Origin of the sequence: Bradyrhizobium sp. 22, assembly GCF_000482425.1 — a bacterium.
Taxonomy (GTDB): domain Bacteria; phylum Pseudomonadota; class Alphaproteobacteria; order Rhizobiales; family Xanthobacteraceae; genus Bradyrhizobium; species Bradyrhizobium japonicum_B.
This window is the reverse complement of record NZ_KI519399.1, coordinates 671961-688203: the sequence shown is the minus strand read 5'-3', so window position 1 is coordinate 688203 and position 16243 is coordinate 671961. Positions and strand designations below refer to the sequence as shown.

At 61.2% G+C, this 16243-nt stretch carries 11 protein-coding genes and 2 pseudogenes; 11 read left to right on the top strand and 2 right to left on the bottom strand.

Annotated elements, in window-relative coordinates:
- The 3 genes and pseudogenes from K410_RS36505 to K410_RS0104565 form a co-directional block, all read left to right on the top strand.
- Window positions 1-691, top strand: a pseudogene (locus tag K410_RS36505) (IS21 family transposase); the annotation flags it as partial.
- Window positions 669-1436: pseudogene (istB, locus tag K410_RS0104570) on the top strand (IS21-like element IS1631 family helper ATPase IstB). The pseudogenes K410_RS36505 and istB, both read left to right, overlap by 23 nt.
- A 142-nt stretch (window positions 1437-1578) precedes the next feature.
- Entirely contained in the window at window positions 1579-2460 is an 882-nt protein-coding gene (locus K410_RS0104565) for a hypothetical protein (protein WP_155253228.1), read from the top strand.
- Between the two features lie 157 nt (window positions 2461-2617).
- Here K410_RS0104565 and K410_RS0104560 read toward each other — a convergent pair.
- Both K410_RS0104560 and K410_RS0104555 read right to left on the bottom strand, forming a co-directional pair.
- Window positions 2618-3785 (bottom strand): IS3 family transposase gene (locus tag K410_RS0104560; protein WP_245269325.1). Its coding sequence is split into 2 segments (ribosomal slippage): window positions 2618-3485 and window positions 3484-3785, totalling 1170 coding nucleotides; the frame shifts between segments, so codons are not numbered across the junction.
- A 1167-nt stretch (window positions 3786-4952) separates the two neighbouring features.
- On the bottom strand, window positions 4953-6080 hold the full coding sequence (locus tag K410_RS0104555; RefSeq protein ID WP_491136922.1) for a DUF8359 domain-containing protein: 1128 nt from the start codon (window positions 6078-6080) through the stop codon (window positions 4953-4955).
- A gap of 370 nt (window positions 6081-6450) precedes the next feature.
- Here K410_RS0104555 and K410_RS0104550 point away from each other — a divergent pair, with 370 nt between their 5' ends.
- The 8 genes from K410_RS0104550 (at window position 6451) to K410_RS0104515 (ending at window position 16198) form a co-directional block, all read left to right on the top strand.
- Window positions 6451-7665 carry a DUF3846 domain-containing protein gene (locus K410_RS0104550; protein WP_028133735.1) on the top strand — a complete coding sequence of 405 codons (1215 nt, stop codon included), beginning with the start codon at window positions 6451-6453 and terminating at the stop codon, window positions 7663-7665.
- A 395-nt stretch (window positions 7666-8060) separates the two neighbouring features.
- Complete coding sequence (locus tag K410_RS0104545; RefSeq protein WP_028133734.1) at window positions 8061-9257, top strand: hypothetical protein; 1197 nt, start codon at window positions 8061-8063, stop codon at window positions 9255-9257.
- A 156-nt stretch (window positions 9258-9413) separates the two neighbouring features.
- Window positions 9414-11537: a ParB/RepB/Spo0J family partition protein gene (locus K410_RS0104540; protein WP_028133733.1), complete on the top strand. Its 2124-nt coding sequence runs from the start codon at window positions 9414-9416 to the stop codon at window positions 11535-11537.
- Between the two features lie 66 nt (window positions 11538-11603).
- Window positions 11604-11906, top strand: coding sequence for a hypothetical protein (locus K410_RS0104535; RefSeq protein WP_028133732.1), 303 nt, complete (start codon window positions 11604-11606; stop codon window positions 11904-11906).
- Window positions 11906-12940: a DUF7146 domain-containing protein gene (locus tag K410_RS0104530; RefSeq protein ID WP_028133731.1), complete on the top strand. Its 1035-nt coding sequence runs from the start codon at window positions 11906-11908 to the stop codon at window positions 12938-12940. Before K410_RS0104535 ends, K410_RS0104530 begins: the two co-directional genes overlap by 1 nt.
- A gap of 78 nt (window positions 12941-13018) precedes the next feature.
- Window positions 13019-14266 carry a tyrosine-type recombinase/integrase gene (locus K410_RS0104525; protein WP_028133730.1) on the top strand — a complete coding sequence of 416 codons (1248 nt, stop codon included), beginning with the start codon at window positions 13019-13021 and terminating at the stop codon, window positions 14264-14266.
- Window positions 14263-15210: a tyrosine-type recombinase/integrase gene (locus K410_RS0104520; RefSeq protein WP_028133729.1), complete on the top strand. Its 948-nt coding sequence runs from the start codon at window positions 14263-14265 to the stop codon at window positions 15208-15210. Before K410_RS0104525 ends, K410_RS0104520 begins: the two co-directional genes overlap by 4 nt.
- The gene (locus tag K410_RS0104515) at window positions 15203-16198 is read left to right on the top strand and encodes a tyrosine-type recombinase/integrase (protein WP_028133728.1); all 996 of its coding nucleotides are present in this window, start codon (window positions 15203-15205) and stop codon (window positions 16196-16198) included. The genes K410_RS0104520 and K410_RS0104515 overlap by 8 nt, the downstream gene beginning before the upstream one ends.
- The last annotated feature ends 45 nt before the right edge of the window (window positions 16199-16243 follow it).

The following is a 16243-nucleotide window of genomic DNA, read 5'->3' as shown; positions in this document are numbered from 1 at the left end:
TGTTGATAGCAGCTATTACGCCGCGCGGCCTGCACCCATCGGCAGTCAAGTCGTGGTGCGGATCTACGCCTCCACGATCGAGATCCGTGATCGCCACACCCATGCGCTGCTGCGTGTTCATTCCCGGACGACGCACCCCGGTTCTGTCGTCCTGCCGACCAGCGAACGGCCGTTCAATCCGTCGCGGCAAACCGCCGTGCTGCTGGCGAGCGCCGAGCGCGTCGGGCCGCAGACCAGGGCGCTGTGCCAGCAAGTGTTCGACACCGAGGGGCGCCCCGGACAGCGCGCGATGTGGGGCATTGTCGGGCTGAGCCGGAAATATCCGGCATGGCTGGTCGAGCAAGCCTGCGCGCACGCCATCGGCAACCGCATCTACCGTTACAAGCATGTGCGTGCGACCGTCGAGCGGTTGTTCGAACAGGCGATCGCGCAGGTTGGAGCGACGCCACAGCCGGCATCGCCGCTCACCCAGGATCATCCGCTGATCCGCGCCGCCGCCGAATACGGCGACCTCTTCAGCCACGCTGTGCGGCACGATGCCGGCAACAATGGCCGGCAGGCCGAGGCCCACGACAGCCGCGCTCGTGTCGCCTGCGCAACCCCGGCCAGCTCCGGCGCCACGAGCGCTCCCGCTGCGCCTTCTCACCTCAAACTGGAGACCCAGCCACATGATGACCATGCCGGAAATTGAGCGTTGCCTGCGACAGCTGCGCCTGTCAGGCGTCCGAGACACGCTGCAGACGCGCGTGCTGCAGGCGCAGGGCGCCAACCAGCCATTCCTCGAGACCTTCTCCCTGATCCTGCAGGACGAACTGGACCGTCGTCAGTCCCGCCTTATCTAGCGACGATACCGGCAATCCGGACTCGACGAAAAACTGACGCTCGCCGAGTTCGACTGGTCCTTCAATCCCAAATTGCCGCGCCAAACCTGCTTCCAGCTCCACACCCTGGCGTTCATTGCCGCCGGCGAGAACGCGCTGCTCGTCGGCAAACCTGGCACCGGGAAGTCCCACATCGCCAAGGCGATTGCCTATCAGGCGATCCTGCAAAGCCACAAGGTCCAGTATCTTGAGACCGACGACTTCTTCCACCGCTACGCCCTGAACTCCCCGGCGCAGCGCGAGGCCCGCCTGCGAAACATCATCGACTGCGATCTCCTCGTGCTGGACGATCTGTTCCTCGCACGCGCCATCCCTGACGACGCCGGCGCCTTGCTGCAGACCCTGATCCATCAGCGCTACAAACTGCACCGCAGCGTCATCGTCACCTCCAATCGCGTCGTGCAGGATTGGGGGACATACCTGGGGGACAACACCATGAGCACGACGATCCTCGATCGCCTGATGCATCATTGCCATCTGCTTGAGTTCGACGGACGCAGCTATCGGCTCAAAGAGGCCGCTGAAGCTCTTGCCCGCGAAACAATGTCAAACTAACAATCCACTTCTGTCCTGCCTTGGGGTGGAGGAGTTTGACTGACCGCACCCGGAGGAATTTGAAGTGACCCGCGGGGCGGGCGCCGACGAGACAAGCCTCCTTTGCGCTGTGCTTACGGCGGTTTGCCGCCCGAGCTTGCCCTTGGCCCCAGGATTCATTTTCCGTTCGCCGCAGCTTTCCGGCGCCGGCACGGGCAAAGGGAAGCTCGTCCGGGCCATCGCGCGCATCGCCTACAATACGGTGCCGAGGCCTTTCACAAGTCCGGGCGCGCAAAGTGAGCTCGAGAAACGCCTCACAGCCTCGCTCGTCGAGGCCGATCCCGTCATCTTCCTGGACAACGTGAACTCTGAGATCGTGAAGTCGAATCTCCTCGCCCAGATCGCCACCGAGAATCCCTGTTCCATCCGACCGTTCGGCATCAACACCAAGATGGTCACCGTGACGACCAATGTCTTTCTTGCGATCACGGGCAACGCCGTCCGAGTTGCCGAAGACCTGGCCCGTCGCTTTCTAATCGTAAACCTCGACGCCGGATGCGAGGATCCCGAACGCCGTGCTTTCGATGGAGATTTTTTTGCTACGGTGGACCGGCAGCGCGGTGAAATGCTCGCCGCCGCACTGACGATCTGGCGGTGGGGGCGTCAAAATCAGCTCAAGCGAGGTCTTGAACTGGGGAGCTTCGAGCAGTGGGCCGACTGGTGTCGCGACCCGCTGCTTGCGCTGGGTTGTGCCGATCCCGTCATTCGGGTTGCGGATGCAAAGCGTGACGATCCGGACCGCCTCCAGCTGCTCGAGTTTTTCAAAGAGTGGCACCAGCTGTACGGCGATCGTTCCGTTCGCGTTAGCGAGCTCGATCTCAAACTGCGCCAGCTCGCAGAGGGTCACGGCACAAGCCGCCAGAAGTTCGCGACGTTCGTTGCCAACCTCAGGGGGACGCGCGCCGCAGGCTTCGTCCTGACGCGCAATGTGCCGGTCGGGAAATGGAGCGCGACCACATACGCGCTCAGGAGCACGGTTACGTAGACTATGCCCGCAAGGCCTCGCGGGCAAACGATCGAGATCGGTGGCGGGTTAGCCGGGCCATAGGGAGCATGGGGGGCATAGGCCATCGCTGGCGCCCTCTAAAGACCCGGTTAGTTCAGTCATGCCGTCTGATCTTCCCCCGAAAAAGTGGACGGGTTTAAACGGCTTTTAGCTCCATCTCGATCGGGGCAATATATCCGATGGCGGAGTGGAGCCTGGTTCGGTTGTAGAAGCCCTCGATGAAGGCGAAGATATCGCGCTGGGCCTCGCCGCGGGTCTTGTAATCGCGATGATGGACCAGCTCAGTTTTCAAGGTATGGAAGAAGCTCTCCATCGGGGCATTGTCGTAGCAATCGGCCTTGCGGCTCATCGATGCGACGATGCCGGCGCCGGTGAGGACCTCGCGATAGGCGCGTGAGGCATATTGCACGCCGCGATCGGAATGATGGATCAATCCGGCCTGCGGCCGCTGCTGCTGGATGGCCATCGTCAGCGCGGTGGATGCGAGTTCGATCTGCATATGATCCCGCATCGCCCAGCCGACGATCTTTCGGCTGAACAGGTCCATGACGGCCGCCAGGTACAACCAGCCCTCCGCGGTCGGGATGTAGGTGATATCGGCGAGCCAGACCCGGTTTGGCGCTGCGGCGGTAAAGTCACGCGCGATCAGGTTCGGCGCGATCGGCAGATCGTGACGACTGTCGGTGGTGCGAACCCGACGGGGCCGCGTCATGATCGCTCGAATGCCATATCGACGCATCAGCCGTTCGATCCGGCCGCGGCTGGCGCCACGGCCCTGGGTCCGCAAAGCGGCATGGACCCGCGGGCTGCCATAGCGCTGACCGCTGTCGTGATGGACCTGACGAATCTCGGCAAGGAGCGTGGAATTGGAGCCCGCACGCGCGCTCACCGGGCGATCGCGCCATGCGTAATAGCCGGCCGGCGAGACCTCGAGCACGGCACACATCAAGCGTACCGGATAGGTCTCGCGGTGATCCTCGATGAAGCGAAAACTCATGTCGGGTTCCGGCAAAGATCGCGATCGACTTTTTTAAAATGTCGCGCTCCATGCGCAGCCGTTCGTTCTCCTGGCGCAGGCGGGCGAGCTCCGAAGCCTGGTCCGCCGACATCGGCGTCGCCTGCGTGGTGGGGCGCCACGCCGCCGATGCCGGCTCGCGCCGGAGCTTATCGACCCAGCGTCGCAGCACCGAGTCGCGCAGACCGAGTTCCTTGGCTACCGACGAGATCGAGCGACCGCTCGACACTACCCGTTCGACGGCCTGGCGCTTGTACTCCTCAGTAAACGACCGACGTTGACGTTCCATTCGACACCTCCGGGCTCCATGAGCCTACTACAGGTGTCCACTCATTCGGAGGAGGTTCAGTCGTGGACCGGAGCGGCCCTCTCTCTGCCTGCTCGACAGAAGTAGCTTGTCGCCATAATCGGCTGTGGAAGGGTTGCGACTACTTCCGAAATCCTCCGCACTATCCCCTTCTTAAGGAAACGGCTAACTCGATACTCCTAACGACACCGACTCCGCAGGGTCTGCCAATCGATTGATTAACCATCCATCCCTCGGGAGCGGCTTTTCAATGAAATCCTTACGCTTCGACAGCACATTGCAACCTCAAGGCTCGTCCCTTCAACGTGCCGGTCAAGGACAAGTTTCGATCAGCAGATGAGGCTATCATGGGAATCGCTCTACCGTTCGTCGGTTATGTGAAAGCGAGGGGAAGAGGAACCGTACGACACAGGCCGGAGTCCACCACGAACGAAAATCACATCAAGCCTATCCAACAATTCTTTGAGGTGATGAGGATGGCTGATACCGAATGGTTTTCGAAATACGTGCGGGGGCCTCGAGGGAGCCAATGGTCCTCCTGCTTCACCGAGATATTGCTCGAAACCGACGATGTCAGGCGCCCCAAGCTTGAGAACTACTTAGCGCGTTCTGGTGACAGCACGCTAGTGATCTCCACATGGGAAGATCTTTTCGAAGTCAAGAACGATGTCGTCGACGAACTTGTGAAAAGATGTCTTACAAGGTGGAGCCCGATCCTACGAATCGATCAGCCGGACGTTGCGCTAACGCGTGGGCTCCTGCATCAATCAGGTTCGAATTTGCCCCACCGTATCATGCGCAACCAAGCGACGGTTCAAGAAGCTATTGTTGCAAGGGCGCGCCCCCTGTTGGCACAGACTTCGACATGAGAAGGGGCAAGCTGTACACGCTTCTGACGATCTAGGGGCGGGCGCCAACGCGCCATTGACCATCCCGTGGCAGGCCCGTTGGTCCACCCTATACATATACCAGGCTGGAGAGTTCGGTTAGCACGGATCGCCGAGCCCGGCTTCTTCGACCTATGCGACAGCGACGCAATGGCAACCCTGGGCTGCGATCTCCGCAGGAGAATATGTGTATCGCAAACGCGTCGCCAAAAATGCGAGGCACATTTTGCGCCCCCAACAATATCAAAAGAGTCGGCGGGCTTTATTGAGAAAGAAGCGAAAGGGCCTCCTCATCCGCGGGGTCCAACCGCGACGGTTTGAAGGGCGATATTGCACCTTCACGGCGGCATCGCGCCTCTATGGAAGCGATGCACATCCGGACGAGGTCGTACTCCGCGCGAAATCTGTAGCCGCGCTTCAGTGGCAGATCTCGATACCAGCCTATGAATGCGCCGAGAGTTGCTGCGCATTCGGTTGTTGTATGACCGATGTGCTGTTTGATATCGCGGAAGACGGCTGTGGACTGCACAATTTCTCGCGGCAACTTCGGTCGATTGAGCGTCTCTTCAATTCGGATGGATAGCTCTCGCAGACAAGTTCTTATCTGAAAATCCATAGCGTCAAAGCTCGGTGAATGATCCTCAAATATTCGAATATCGCACGTTGGATGGCGAGTTGCAGCTTTCGAAATACCAAGAGTTCTTCCTTCGATCGCAGCAGCGTTTATATCCTGTGTCGTGAGTACATCTTCATCGCTTGGCGAAAGGGGATCGAGCGGCAATGCCGAGCCGAATCCAATGCCAGAGTTTGCTACGTCTGCAAAGCGCAGGTCAGGCGGAATCTGGCCATCAGCGGGTGCCACATAGATCGGTTCTCCGCCACGGATGAACAGGTGCTCGTCATCAACCACTATCAGGTTTTGCGCTGTCCGCTCAGCCACAGTGCGCATTTCCTGCTCCCTGGACCCAACAACTCGTCCAACGAAGAAGGGATCGAATTCATTAATGGCCTTTCCCGCCCAGGGCACGTCCATGCTGATCGTTTCGAGAGCCGCCGGGATGCCGTTCTCTAAAGCGTTAAAGAAGGCCTGCTTGTTCCAGAAGGGAGGGTGAAACACGATCGGCCACCACAGCGCGCCATCGAGGCGAAATATCTCTGTGACCAAGCGTCCCTTTGCGCTCTCTCGTTCGATCCTGAAAGCCGGCTTCATGGCCGCTTTTGATACCGATCGGAGCGCAATTATTGCCGATCCAGGACACCAGCGCGTGCGCACTTTGCGGTACCCACGTGGGATATAGCTAACCTGATAGGCGAAGAAGACGTTCACCAAGGGGGCGCTAGTACGGTCCACCAAAAAAACTCCGCGTGGCGGGCGAATCCGTTTTGTCATGTCAGATGCCTGACACACGGGCGCAGTCGTTCGCTTGGTCCGTTGTGATCTACCCTACGCGAATGAACGATTTCTTTGCCTGTGACGGCTTTGCGACTGCCTCGCTTCGATTGGCAGTATTCGCCCCTCCTTCGGCGTTACTTTGGTTGATCGATCCCTAACGTGCCCCTCCCGCTGTTCGAGCGTTGAGGTGCGATTGACGACGTCCGCCGTTATCGCCGGCCGATCGTAGAGGTAAAGAGATGAATGGATGCACAGCATCCCTACCTCGGTATTGCTGAACTGCAATCGGTTGAAATTGACGTATTCGCTTCATTTGATCGGAGGCTTCGTCAGGTAGGCAATTGTCCAACAATCTGAGGAAAGCAGAATGACAACTTGGTTGGACCGTTTCGTATTGGATGCTGGCCGCGAAGTGACGGCCGCTCTCCGCGCCAGCGGTAAGGGCAACTCACCTCAAGCCAAGAACCCATTGGTTGCCATGATGGCGACGGCATACCAAGCCGCTGTCATCCGGGCGCAGTCTCCCGGCGGGGTCGATATAAATACAGAGTTCGACGCAACGATCGTGCGTTGGTTCCTTGACCAGGGTGGGCATTGCGATCGTCACGTCGCGGCATTCCAATTTGGAGGAAAGGTCCTCGACAGCCTTGCCAAGCTTCAAGTCACCAGAGAAATGGCCGAGAAGGCCGAGACGTTCAATGCCGGCTACCTTGCCGTGTATCTAGACCTTGTTGACCAGGCGTTGATGATTGGCAAAACCCTCGAAGTGTCCGCTATCGTGCTTTTGACGCAGACGAGCCCCGGCGGGCAGCTTGGGGCGCCGCGTGTTTTCGCGGTCGTGTCGCCGCCTGGTGAATTCTCCCGTCGGATTCTGACCTGGATGTGGGGTTCACCCGACGAGGTCCTTGCTACCGATACTTCGCAGCCGCTTGGAGGTCCGCCGAATCAAGAGCCGGTAAGCGCGGATCTATTGCGAGCGGCCGGCACGTCATCCCTTGAGCTCGCTCGGACACTTCAGCGAATCGCTGTCGTCACCTCCTGGCATGCGGCTTGCGAGCATGACCGCGGCTTTGCAAATCATCTGCGAAAAGTCGATATCGGGACCGCAGAGAAACTCCAGGACGCCGATGAGTTTCTTCCGCCCGGGTCGACGTTCTTCAATGTACCACGGCTGCCTCCTATCTGCCGACCAACCTCGTCGGCCAAGTCAGGCGCTGCGCACAAGCTACGGACTTATCCCGCAATTCTCATCGACCCATATCACCGGAACATAAAGACAATCGAGGTCACTAATAGATTGGACTCGCTGCAAGGTGCGATCGGCGGCTGCATCCAATTGGCTGCCGAATATTCAGGCGGAGATATTCTGTATGTCGACGAGGAAGGATTGTTCACCCATCGACTATTCTTCGAGATCGACGGCCAGAGCTTTCCCGGACGCGGATTGATCGTTGGTTCACGAGGAGATGAATATGAGACAGCCCCCGTGAACTGCTGCATCGAGGACGTCATTCGACGCGTCAAGTTCAGCGAGCCGGACCGAAGAGTGGGGACCAATCGCGTTCTGGTAGTTCCGGCGTGATGTCGAAGGATTTCGGATCAGTTTCTAGTCCGGGGCCACTCAGCAAGCCTGAGAGGCTGATGGCGCTCGCACGATACATTTACGATAACGAGCGCCAGCGCTTTCCGCTTAGCTGACTGCACCGTATCCAGATCTGCAGTTGTATCCATGATCCGCCTGAAGGCCGTGCCAAGCGGGCGCTCTTGCTGCGCTTTCGCGGGGGTCGTGCCGCGAGCGTTTGCAGCTTCGTTCGGCGCTGGCTCTGCAGGAGCGCATGCGGATCCGAAACTGCCAGTTCTATTGGGTGCGTCCGACAGTTCCCGGGCGCCATCACAGAGTTAGAGTCTGGTCGGAATTTCCGTGACGGGTTGAGAGCCGAGAGGAGAGTCTCGCGGCGCCCGTCATGGAGATATCCCATGACCCAAGTGACTGTTTTAAACGGCGCTCGCAATCAGCGAGCCGGCTATAGGGTGGATGTGAGCCGCGGTGAACGCGTCGGCCGTGTCGCCTCGGAGTGGTTTTCCCGGCCGGCGGACGAGCGGTACTTGTCGCTCTCCGAGCTTCACGCCGCCGTACGCGGCCGTGCCGAGCGAAGCCGAACCCGAACAGTCGAAACCGCGGCGATCAGGGTGGAAGCCAAGCGCGACGACACGGAGCGGCTGACGTTGATGCTGCCAGGTGAGTCCGCGCCTCTTGCGCCGACCCACTGGAGCTTCGGTCAGCTCGCTACAATGGTTGGCGCACCGTCCGCCTATTTGCGGCAGCTTCCAGCGCCACTCGCGGCCATCAATTTGCAGCACGGACTAACCTCGAATCGAGGAGAGCTGATCAAGACGCTCGAAGTCGAAGACGGCCGCGTTGAACTACGGGCGGTCACTAGCCCAGATTACGGCCGCATCTTTGACCAGGAACTGGTCGCTGCCGTGCGGCGGATCGCCGGCGACGGCACGGGCGATACCCGCTGGAAAATCCCCGGCGTGCTCGACTGGTCGACCGGCATCTACAATCCGCGGGTTGACATCACGAAAGCCACGACCACCCTGTACGCCTCCGACCGGGACGTCTTCCTCTTCCTGGTCGACGACCTCAACCCCATCGAGGCGGGCCGGTTGGCGGACGGCTCGCCCGACCTTTACTTCCGAGGCTTCTATTGCTGGAACTCTGAGGTTGGTGCCAAGACGCTTGGGATCGCGAGCTTCTACCTTCGCGCCGTCTGCCAGAATCGCAATCTCTGGGGTGTGGAGGATTTCGAGGAGATCACCATCCGTCACTCCAAATTCGCGGCTACCCGCTTCGCCCACGAGGCTGCGCCGGCGCTCGCTCGCTTCGCCAACTCCTCGCCGACACCCTTCGTCAATGGCATCAGGGCGGCGCGGGAGCGGATCGTTGCGCGCACGGATGAGGAGCGCACCGAGTTTCTTCGCAAGCGGGGGTTCGGCAAGTCCGAGACCGCCAAGATCATTGAGACTGTGCTTGCCGAGGAAGGCCGCAAACCCGAGAGTATCTTCGACTTCGTGCAAGGCATCACGGCGGTGGCGCGCGACAAGCCCCATCAGGACGGCCGGTTGGACCTCGAGGCTAAGGCCAAGAAGTTGCTCGATCGGGCGAACTGAGGCCGATGGCGCCCGCTACAGTGGTGCGCGCGTGACGAGCCTCAGCTCTCGGTTCTCCGGCTGGCGCCGCCCTCAGAGGAAGAGGGCGGCGCTTCGCTTCGTGACGGGTCAGAAGGTCGAGGGAGGTTCTTGACCGCCCGTCGCGGAGAAACTTCGATGGCAAAATCTGTTCGGAAGATCGTCCTGAGCCAGTCTCGCGACATTCCTTTCAACCGGCTGGTGTTGAGCCAGGCCAATGTCCGCCGTATCAAGGCGGGTGTCTCAATTGAGGAGCTCGCGCAGGACATCGCTCGGCGCACGCTGCTCCAGAGTCTGACCGTCCGCCCGGTTCTCGACGAGGGCGGCGCCGAAACCGGCATGTTCGAAATCCCGGCCGGTGGGCGGCGCTATCGCGCGCTCGAGCTTCTGGTCAAGCAGAAGCGGCTGGGGCGTAACGCGCCGGTTCCCTGCGTCATCCGGACCGATGGCCTCGCCGAGGAAGACTCGCTCGCCGAGAACATCCAGCGGGTCCCACTTGAGCCCCTCGATCAGTTCCGCGCCTTCCGCGATCTCGTCGAGAAGGGTAGGACCGAGGAGGAGGTTGCAGCCGCTTTCTTCGTCAGCGTGTCGGTGGTCAAGCAGCGGCTGCGGCTCGCCGCCGTCTCGCCAGCGCTGCTCGACGTCTATGCCGAAGACGGCATGAGCCTCGACCAATTGATGGCGTTTGCGATCAATCCGGACCACGGGCGCCAGCAGCAGGTATGGCAGGCGGTGCAGCGTTCGCACAACAAGGAGCCGTATTACATCCGGCGTCTGCTGACCGAAGGCGCCGTGCGCGCCTCCGACAAACGCGCCCAGTTCGTTGGAATCGAGGCCTATGAGGCCGCCGGCGGCGACATCATCCGCGATCTTTTCCAGCAGGATGACGGCGGTTGGCTGCAAGAGCCGATGCTGCTCGATCGGCTCGTCGCCGAGAAGCTGGAGCGCGAGGCGGCTAACGTCCGATCCGAAGGCTGGAAATGGGTCGAGGTCGCCGTCGATTTTCCTTACGGCCACATCTGCGGTCTGCGCCGTATCTCCGGCGAGTCCGTCGCGATGACCGACGAAGAGGCCGCCGCCGCCGAAGCGCTGCGCGCCGAGTACGAACGTCATGAGCAGGAGCATTCCGACGTCGACGTCCTTCCCGAAGGGATCGATCAACGCCTTGGCGAGATCGAGACGGCCCTTGCCGAACTCGATGAGCGGCCAGTCCAGTACGACACTGACGAAATCGCGCGCGCGGGTGCCTTCGTCAGCATCGACGCGTCAGGCGCGCTGCGGGTCGAGCGCGGCTATGTCCGCCCTGAGGATGAACCGGCAATTCCGGAGCCGGAGGGAGAGGCGGACGCCGAGTCGAGTGCCACCCCAGCGGCGACCTCCGCCTCAGGAGATGCGACCGAAGGGCAGACAGGCACCTCGGCAAATGCCGAGGAACCCGATCAGGAGGACGGTATCAAGCCGATCCCTGACCGGCTGATGACCGAACTCACGGCGTATCGTACCCTGGCCTTGCGCGACGCGCTGGCAAAGGACCCGGACACTGCGTTCCTGGCGGCACTCCACGCCCTTTGCCTGAAGCTTTTCTACCGCTACACGCCCGAGTCCTGTCTCGACGTTGACGCGAAGAGCGTCGTCTTCGGCAGCCAGGCGCCGGGCCTCGGCGATGCCACCATCGCCAAGGCCGTCGACGAGAGGCACCGGCAGTGGTCGGAGCAGTTGCCGCGTGAATCAGCCGAGCTCTGGGACGCGCTCGCGACCTTCGATCGGGACAGCTGCGATGCCCTGTTCGCACATTGCATCGCGCTGAGCGTCAATGCAGTGTATGAGCCCTGGAATCGCCGGCCGCGTGCACTGGCTCACGCCGACCGTCTCGCCGATGCAATCGGGCTCGACGTCGCTGCCGCCGGCTGGTCGCCGACCGTCGACAATTATCTCGGGCGTGTGACCAAGGCGCGCATCCTGCAAGCCGTCCGCGAGGTCAAGGGAGAGACTGCAGCTCAGCTCCTCGAGCACCTGAAAAAGGGCGAGATGGCGGAGAGGGCGCAAGAACTCCTTACTGGCTCAGGTTGGCTTCCGGAGCCGCTGCGCACGGCTGGTCGCCCCTCCAGCGCAACATCACCGGCTTCTGAATCTGGCCCGATCTCGCCATCCGCTTCGGGGGAGGACGCGCCAGTGAGCGAATGCGAAGCGGCCACGCCGGATGCAGAGCATCCGCTGGAAGACACAACTCTCCCCGACGAGCCGCTGGTCGCGGCCGAGTAAGTCAGCACAAGCGTCACTCTCGAAGGCCCGCCAGAACCGGCGGGCCTTCTTGCTTTCGGGGCTGCCATGTCAACCCAAGCATCCGACCTTGCCCGCCGGCTGGCCGAGCGGGCCGAACTCGTCTGCCGGCGCTACCTCTCCAATGGGCGGCGTGTCGGCCGCTATTGGGTCGTCGGCGACGCTCGCAACGCGCCTGGCCGATCCATGTTCGTTCGGCTGCGCCCACGAAATGGGGGTAAGGGAGCGGCCGGCAAGTGGACCGACTATGTTGCGGCGAAGATTATGTTGCGGCTTGGCGCGGAGGCGCTGTCCCACAGCCGATTGGCAATTTCTACGCAACATAACGTCGTGCTGCGGGAGGTCGTGTGATGGCCCGCGACGCTTCTGAACTGTCGCGCCGCCTTGCCCAGAACGTCGAGGCGGTCTGCCGCCATTATCTGTCCAGCGGCCGACGACAGGGCCGCTACTGGCTGGTGGGTGATGTGCGCAACACGCCCGGCCGGTCGATGTTCGTGCGGCTTAGCGGACCGGACTTCGGTCCTGGCGCAGCCGGGCACTGGACGGATGCGGCCTCGTTTGAACATGGCGATCTGCTGGATGTCATCCGCGAGAGCTGCGGTTTTGTTGACTTCCGCGATGTCGCTGATGAGGCACGGCGCTTTCTAAGGCTGCCGCGTGCGGAACCGCACAATGCCTCAAAACCAGTTCGCGCACCCGTCACAGCCGGGTCGCTGGAAGCGGCGCAGCGGCTCTTCGCCATGTCGCAGCCGATCAGCGGCACGCTGGTTGTCACCTATTTGCGAAATCGCAGCATCACGGATTTGCGCGGCACGGCCAGCCTGCGATTCCATCCGCGTTGCTTCCATTTACCCGAAGGCAACGGCCCAACCGAAACATGGCCCGCCATGGTCGCTGCCGTCACCGATCTCGAAGGGAGAATCACGGGCGCACACCGCACATGGCTCGCGCGTGACGGCGTGGGCAAGGCACCCATCGGGACGCAACGCAAGGCGATGGGGGATTTGCTCGGCCATGCTGTTCGCTTCGGCGCGGTCGATGATGTCATGGCAGTCGGCGAAGGCATCGAGACTATACTGTCGCTGCGCTGCGCGCTGCCTGCTATGCCGATGGCTGCCGCGCTCTCGGCCAACCACCTTGCCGCCCTTCTGCTTCCGCTGACGCTACGTCGACTCTACATCGCTCGCGACGCCGATGCCGCGGGCGAGATGGCGTTCTCGGCCTTGCGCGAACGCGCCGAAGCGGCCGGCATCGAGGCGCGTGCCCTGTCTCCGCGGATGGGTGACTTCAACGAGGACCTGCGGGCATTTGATCTCGATGCGCTACGAGCAGCCCTGCACATCCAACTCGCGCCGCAGGATTTGTGTTGTTATACAGATTTTTGAGCGGCTGCCACGCAATGTAACTGTCATTGCGGTGCTCGGTGCGGAACCTTGGGCCTCCACCATTTTGGAGGCACAAGTATGTTTGAAGAAATCTTCTTTCCCCGAACCGCCGAGAGATACCGCGCCGCGCCACTTGCCGCGCAGCGGGAACGATACCTCGTTCATCTCAAGGAGGCGGGCACCAAGCGATCGGTTTTGCGAACAAACGCAAATAATCAATTGAGCTTGGTGCGCCTTCTGAAGCTGAAAGAAGGCCGCAGAGTGCGTCTGTCGCAGATAGATGCTGCGACCGCAATGTGGTCAAAACCGAAGGCGCGCAGGTGTGATTGGGCGGCGTCGCCCAAGGCGAGATCACTTTTTACCAGTCGCGGAATCCGATGGCTGCGCTTCCTCGGATGGCTTGACGAACCAAACCATGAACAGCATCCGTATCACGCAAAGGTCGCGATCTTTGAGACGTGGATGCGCGAGGAGCGCGGCCTTTCCACGGAGACAATACGCGACTACTGCCGCGCCACCCACCACTTCTTCTTTTGGCTGGCTGCAAAGGGTGTTCCCCTCAGCGCCCTCCGAATGATCGACATCGACGATGCCGTTGCGGTCGAGCACGAGCGAAAAACCTGGAACCGCCGGACGATGCACGACTACGCGCAACGACTGAAGGCGTTCTTCCTGTTTGCAGAAGCACGCGGCTGGTGCCGGGCGGGTCTGGCTGCGGGGATCATGGCGCCTCGATTTAGGGCCGATGAGACGGTGCCGAAGGGGCTCAGGCGCGAAGATGTTCTGCGCCTGCTGACTTCCGTTCATGGGGATCGGCCGGTCGACAAGCGCGACCGAGCAATCCTGATGCTGTTTGTCACTTACGGGCTGCGAGCCGGGGAAGTCGCCGGCCTGCGACTGGATGATCTGGACTGGAAAAACGAGATGCTCCGCGTCCGCTGCCCGAAGCCCGGTCGGACCCATCTCTGGCCGCTGTCACACGAAGTCGGCCATGCCATCCTGCGCTACATAAGGGAGGTCCGGCCATCTGGCTTCGGGCGCAGCCTCTTCTTCACATCGCACGCGCCAATCCGGCCTGTTAACCGAAAGACCCTCGGCAAGATCGTCAATGATCGCCTGGCAGGCATTGGCATCGCCTCCGGCCGGCGAGGTACGCACGCCTTACGACACGCTGCCGCCCAGCATCTTCTGGATCAAGGCCTGTCGATGAAGGTGATCGGGGACTTTCTCGGGCATCGTGATCCGTCCTCCACCACGATTTACGCCAAGGTCAATCTCGCTGCTCTGCGCGAGGTCGCGGCCCTCGATCTGGAGGGCCTGGTATGATGCTGTGTGAGGCGATCGAGCAATATATCCTCTGGCGGCGGGCCCATGGTGCGAAGTTCGCGACTGGCTCGGACATTCTGCACCACTTCCTTCAATATGTGGATGGAAATGCCGCTTGCGATGCGGTCAGCAAGAAGCAGGTTCTGACCTTCCTGGCGGGCCAGGGAGCGCTGACCCGGAATCGCGAGAACAAATATTACGCCCTTGTTGGCTTCTGGCGCCATGCAATCAGCCGTGGCCACGCGACGCGCTCGCCACTGCCAAGCAACGAACCGAAATCCCCACCCCGGAAGCCGCCATATATCTACTCGCATGATGAGTTGCGGCGGCTGTTTGATCCCGCGAATGTGGCAAGCAGCCGACGCGGTGCAGTTCAGTGCGACGCGATCACATTCCGCACTCTCCTGATCCTGTTATACGGAGCCGGGTTGCGCTTCAGCGAAGCGACAGCACTCACGCTGGCGGACGTTGACCCGTCGGAAAATGTTCTGACCATACGGGCGACGAAGTTCTACAAAAGCCGTCTGGTTCCGATCGGACCGCAGCTTGCAGCGGAGCTGGCGAATTATATGCCTCTGCGGCGGCGCTGCGGGCTTGCGCAGGGCAACGCTTCCTTCCTTCTGGCGAACCCGGACGGTACGCGGCTCGCCAGCAGCACCGTTCAGTCTGCGTTCGACGCATTGCGGCGTATCGCCGGAGTGCGTCGCACGACTGGCGGCCGACAGACCCCTCGGCTGCACGACCTCCGACATAGCTTCGCTGTTCACAACCTGACCGCCTGGTATCGTCAAGGGGCGGATGTGCAGCGGTTGTTGCCCGCACTCTCCACTTACCTCGGTCATTCCGATCTGGAGGGCACGAAGGTCTATCTGACGATGACTCCGGAGCTTCTGCAGCAGGCATCGCTGCGCTTTGAGCGCTATGCGGGAGGCCGTAATGCCTGAAGTCGTAACCCTCGGCCCATGGCTTCGGCGCTTCCTGTCCGAACATATCGTCACAGAGCGCAATCTGGCCCGCAACACCCGCAAGAGCTATCGGGACACCTTCAGCCTTCTGCTGCCCTTTGTCAGCCGCAAGGTGCGCAAGCCCGTGGACCGGCTGGTCGTGCGCGATCTCACCTCTCGGCATGTGCTGCAGTTCCTTACCCATCTTGAGGAAGATCGCGGATGCTCTGCGCGAACTCGTAATCAGAGGCTCGCCGCCATCCGGGCATTCGCCCGCTTCATCGGCAGCCGGGACCCAGCCCTTGTCGAATGGTGCGGTCATATCCGGGCCATCACCTCGAAGAAATCCATGCCGCCACCGGTCGGATGGCTGACCAAGGCGGAAATGGAGGCCATGCTCGCCCTGCCTGATCGCAAAACCAGGCGGGGTCGGCGCGAATACGCGCTTCTGCTCTTTCTGTACAGCACTGGCGCGCGGGTCTCCGAGGCCACGGAACTGAAAGTGCGCGATCTGCAGATCGGGCGCGGGAATAGCGGTCACGATCTTGCCACCCTGCACGGAAAGGGCGGCAAAACGCGCCAGTGCCCACTGTGGGCCGAAACCGAACGCGTTCTGGCAGATGAGATCCTTGGTCGGCCGCTCGATGACGCCGTATTTGTCAGCAGGCTCGGGAAGCCCTTCACCCGCTTCGGCGTGTATCGGCTCATCGAGCGATACGCGGCCCAAATGCCAGAATTGGCGGACAGAACGATAACCCCTCATGTGATCCGGCACACGACGGCCTGCCACCTGGTTCTCGCGGGCGTGGACATCAACACCATCCGCGCTTGGCTCGGCCACGTCTCGATCAGTACCACCAACATCTATGCCGAAATAGACCTCACGCTGAAAGCCAACGCTGTAGCTCTTTGCGAAGTCGGTCAGTCAAAGCCCATCCGTTCATGGAAGGAGGACAAGGATCTGATGAGCTTCCTCAGCGCCTTGTGAGTGAGGAGTTATGGCGTTTGGGGACGCTCCGACATGAGCGTCCCC

What these genes read in the sequence shown, in the direction of transcription:
- K410_RS0104555 (WP_491136922.1), bottom strand. Translation starts at nt 6,080, where the DNA reads ATGACAAAACGGATTCGCCCGCCACGCGGAGTTTTTTTGGTGGACCGT.
- K410_RS0104550 (WP_028133735.1), top strand. Translation starts at nt 6,451, where the DNA reads ATGACAACTTGGTTGGACCGTTTCGTATTGGATGCTGGCCGCGAAGTG.
- K410_RS0104545 (WP_028133734.1), top strand. Translation starts at nt 8,061, where the DNA reads ATGACCCAAGTGACTGTTTTAAACGGCGCTCGCAATCAGCGAGCCGGC.
- K410_RS0104540 (WP_028133733.1), top strand. Translation starts at nt 9,414, where the DNA reads ATGGCAAAATCTGTTCGGAAGATCGTCCTGAGCCAGTCTCGCGACATT.
- K410_RS0104535 (WP_028133732.1), top strand. Translation starts at nt 11,604, where the DNA reads ATGTCAACCCAAGCATCCGACCTTGCCCGCCGGCTGGCCGAGCGGGCC.
- K410_RS0104530 (WP_028133731.1), top strand. Translation starts at nt 11,906, where the DNA reads ATGGCCCGCGACGCTTCTGAACTGTCGCGCCGCCTTGCCCAGAACGTC.
- K410_RS0104525 (WP_028133730.1), top strand. Translation starts at nt 13,019, where the DNA reads ATGTTTGAAGAAATCTTCTTTCCCCGAACCGCCGAGAGATACCGCGCC.
- K410_RS0104520 (WP_028133729.1), top strand. Translation starts at nt 14,263, where the DNA reads ATGATGCTGTGTGAGGCGATCGAGCAATATATCCTCTGGCGGCGGGCC.
- K410_RS0104515 (WP_028133728.1), top strand. Translation starts at nt 15,203, where the DNA reads ATGCCTGAAGTCGTAACCCTCGGCCCATGGCTTCGGCGCTTCCTGTCC.